Origin of the sequence: Dietzia sp. SLG310A2-38A2, from assembly GCF_014145095.1 — a bacterium.
In the GTDB taxonomy this organism is placed as follows: domain Bacteria; phylum Actinomycetota; class Actinomycetes; order Mycobacteriales; family Mycobacteriaceae; genus Dietzia.
On sequence record NZ_JAALDX010000250.1, the window covers coordinates 1 to 3,709 of the forward strand.

The 3,709-nt window shown below is 67.3% G+C and carries 3 protein-coding genes and 1 pseudogene; 2 read left to right on the plus strand and 2 right to left on the minus strand.

Going from position 1 to position 3,709, the window contains the following annotated elements:
- Positions 1 to 418, plus strand: a 418-nt coding sequence (locus G6027_RS18780) for a PEP-utilizing enzyme (RefSeq protein ID WP_241726981.1), incomplete at its 5' end; no start/stop codon positions are given.
- A 37-nt stretch (positions 419 to 455) separates the two neighbouring features.
- Here G6027_RS18780 and G6027_RS09205 read toward each other — a convergent pair.
- Entirely contained in the window at positions 456 to 1,832 is a 1,377-nt protein-coding gene (locus G6027_RS09205; protein WP_206682483.1) for a hypothetical protein, read from the minus strand.
- Between the two features lie 420 nt (positions 1,833 to 2,252).
- On the opposite strand from G6027_RS09205, the gene G6027_RS09210 reads away from it, so the two are divergent.
- Positions 2,253 to 3,095: a mycofactocin-coupled SDR family oxidoreductase gene (locus G6027_RS09210; RefSeq protein WP_182636906.1), complete on the plus strand. Its 843-nt coding sequence runs from the start codon at positions 2,253 to 2,255 to the stop codon at positions 3,093 to 3,095.
- 86 nt (positions 3,096 to 3,181) lie between these two features.
- Here the strand turns inward: G6027_RS09210 and G6027_RS09215 are convergent.
- Positions 3,182 to 3,709, minus strand: a pseudogene (locus tag G6027_RS09215) (hypothetical protein); the annotation flags it as partial.

Sequence of the window (3,709 nt, forward strand, 5' to 3'; positions counted from 1 at the left end):
TCTGGCGTTCCAGGACGTCCTGGAGTTCCCCGACGTCTCGGTTGGCCGCCCGGTCCCGCTGATCGCCCGGCCCCCGCGCGAGGCGGCGGGCGGCGAGATCATCGGCCGGCCCGCCAGCCGCGGATCGGTGGAGGGCGTGGTGCGGGTGGCGAGGTCCATCGTCGATGCCCGCGAGGTGCAGCCGGGAGAGATCCTGGTCGCGCCGGTCACGGACGTGGGCTGGACGCCGTACTTCACGGTGATCGCGGCACTGGTCACCGACATCGGCAGTTCGGTCTCCCACGGGGCCGTGGTCGCGCGCGAGTACGGCCTGCCCTGCGTGGTCAACACCCTGGTGGCCACGCAGACGCTGCGGACCGGCGACCGCGTCCGCGTGGACGGCGACCGGGGGGTGGTGACGCGGCTCGACCAGTCGTGACCTCTGCTCGGCGCCATCCGCTGCTGTTCACCTGCAGCTACCGCCCTGCATCGTTCTCAGCTGGGTTCGCGTCTGCGGTCTCCGCGCCGTCCTGTGACGAGAGGGCGACCGACGCGATCTCCGGTGGCTGAACGGTCTCGGGCTCGAACTCGCGCAGTTGTGGTGGACGAGGCGTCCACCCCTTGATGTGCTGGACCACGTCGCTGTAGAAGTCGTCGACCACGTCGACAACCGAGTCGATGAAACTCCCCCTTCCGCGCGCCTTCTTCGTGCCCAACGGGACGATCATCGTGACCTGGAACTTCTTGATCTCTTTCTTGGGGTCGGCAATGAGGGACGATGGGTCGTCCCTGGCCTTACCCAGCAACTCTGCCGTGCCGGGTCCGCGCGCATTGGCCACGAACGCCTCAATACGCGTGCCCTCGGGCGCGTGCTTCAGTTGGCGAATCAACCAACTGACACGCGTCGCCGCGCGACTGGATTTGGGCGCCTCCACCTCAACCTGGCACGTGACCTGGGACGCCCTGAGGTCGGCCGTCACGTGTATCGGAGCCACAGTGTCCGGGATACGGATCGCACCAGTCATCCGGCCGTCGGCCACCAAGCTGGCCAGGACTGCCTGCGCGCGGAGAGACGGATCAGCGGCCTCCTTTCTGCTACGAACCTGGATGACGTCGGTCCCGAGCTGTCTCCCGAGGCGCAGGGTGACAAAACGGAGCAGGCCGTCGAATCGCGCAACTACCTCAGCGGCACCGGGATCACCGGGGCGCAGGGTCCCCGAGGCGACAGCGTTACGAACGCTCACCCAGTGGGCGCCCATATCCTCCAACTCCATAGCGCCGGACCTGGGGTGCTCGAGATAACGGATCAGCTCACCGAGGATCCAGGCCTGCTCGGGATCCGACACACCTCGGTGCTCCTTCTGCAGGACTGCGGTGGAGAGCACGAGAGTCCAGGACCAGTGGTGCAGAGCTACTTTGCGGATCTTGCGTTTGTCGACCCTGGTCGGATGCTCACCGAGCATCGGTGGGATCTCGTTGCTGATGGTGATGAGTGCGTCGAAGCCCTGGGACCTCGCGACGTCCAGGTACGTCTCGAGCTGCTCGGTTTCGAGGACATTCCGGCCGGTTTTGACCTCCACCAGAGCGGTCCACGTCAGCTTGCCCCGTCGGATCCGTATCAAACCATCGGGAAAGCACTTCTTCTCGCCGAGCTCGAAGGGGACTTCGATGTAGGTCTCAATGACTCCCGCAGGCGCTCCCAGTGGTTTCAGCAAAGCACGGCCGAACTCCTTGACAACAGCCATGACGGCCAGAAGTGCTGAGGTGGCCCGACGTTCCTGCTCCTCAGCCCCTGAAATCCCAGACGTGGGGATCAGTCGTGCTTCGTGCCAGGATTCCACTTGCTCGGACATAGGTGCTCCCGTCGTGGCGTGCCCCATGTCGTCACCGCCCGCTGACAACGAGGGGAGATGGAGGCGCGATCACGTTTCAGCGTGCAGCACCGGTATCGCGAGCGCGGCGGTACAACCCGATTTCTTCTGGACCGCTCACTCGCTCGTCGGTGGAGAACAGGCCCGGATGGGCGAGAAAGACCGTGCGCCAGAGGGGGTCATGCGACACTGCAGAGAGCGACGAGCGTCGCAGATCGGGACTCCCGTGAGCTCCGATGCGGCGCCCGACAGCCTCGGCCGCATCCCCTCCCCCTCCCCCGACTCGGCTTCCCTCCCCGAGTATCGGCTCGAGGCCCTCGCCACCGTGGTGACCGCCGCTGCGACACGTCGTGCCGGCCACCGTGGACACCCCCACGACTTCTCGAACGAGAGGACCAGATCATGGCAGGCACACTGGACGGCAAGGTCGCATTCATCACCGGAGCCGCGCGAGGACAGGGGCGCAGCCACGCGGTACGGCTCGCCGAGGACGGCGCGGACATCATCGCCGTCGACATCTGCGCACCGATCGCCTCGCTCGAGGGCTTCTACTCGCTTCCAACGCAAAAGGACCTCGACGAGACCGTGCGCCTGGTCGAGGCACAGGGTCGCCGCATCGTCGCCCGCGTCGCCGACGTCCGCGACCTGCCCGCACTCACCGACGCGGTCTCGGCCGGGGTCGCCGAACTGGGGAGCCTCGACATCATCGTGGCCAACGCCGGCATCTTCACCTTCGGCCAGGAGACCCACAAGATCGAGCAACAATCCTGGAACGACATCCAGGACATCAACCTCACCGGCGTCTGGCACACCTACGCGGCGGCAGCCGAGCACCTCCTCGCCGCCGGCCCGGGCGGGTCGGTCATCATCATCTCCTCGCTCGCCGGCTTCAAGGGCCTGGCGAACGTGGCCGCGTACACCGCTGCCAAGCACGGCATCGTCGGCCTGATGAAGGTCCTGGCCAACGAACTCGGCCCGCACGGCATCAGGGTCAACACGATCCACCCCAACTCAATCGACACACCGATGGTCAAGAACGCCAAGACGTACGGGCTCTTCCGACCCGACCTGGACGACCCGCAGGCCGAGGACGCCCACGACGCCTTCGCCGGCCTCAACCCCATGGGCAAGGCCTGGATCGAATCGATCCACGTGTCCAACGCCGTCGCCTGGTTGGCCTCGGACCAGGCCTACTACGTCTCAGGCGGGGAGATCCCGGTCGACGGCGGCGCGTCGGTCCACTGACGTCCCGAGCCGTGGCCGCCAGCGTGCCGTGACCGACACTGTGCCGTGACCGACACTGCGCGCTGAGACGGCCACGGCCGGTCGGCCTACCTCGGGTAGACGAACCCGCGCCTCACCCGCGCGCCGCGCGCGGTCGGGGACGTCTCGTCGACACCCGTGGTCAGCACGCGCAGTTCGAGGTTGCCGGACCGGCAGATCACCGTACGACCACGACGCCCGTAGAGACTGGTGACCACCTCGACGGGGAGAACGCCGTCGCCGGTGGGCTCATCCACGAGTTCCACGCCGTCGGGCGGTAGCGCGAGGTGCGCGGGGCCCTCGACGGATCCGGACGGGAAGTCCAGCGCGTCGGGGTGCACCACGACCCTGCCGTCGTCCGAGCGGAACCGGCCGTCGACCATGCTGCCGGCCACACAGGTCGCGTCGTGCAGGAAGCGCGCCACGAACTCACTGTTCGGCGAGGCATCGAGTTCGGCGGGCGACCCCACCTGCACGAGTCGGCCCCGGTTGAGCACCGCGACCTGGTCGCCGATCGCCAGCGCCTCGTCACGGTCGTGCGTCACGTGGACCATCGTGAGCTCGTACTCGGCGGCGAGCCTGCGCAGCATCAGCCG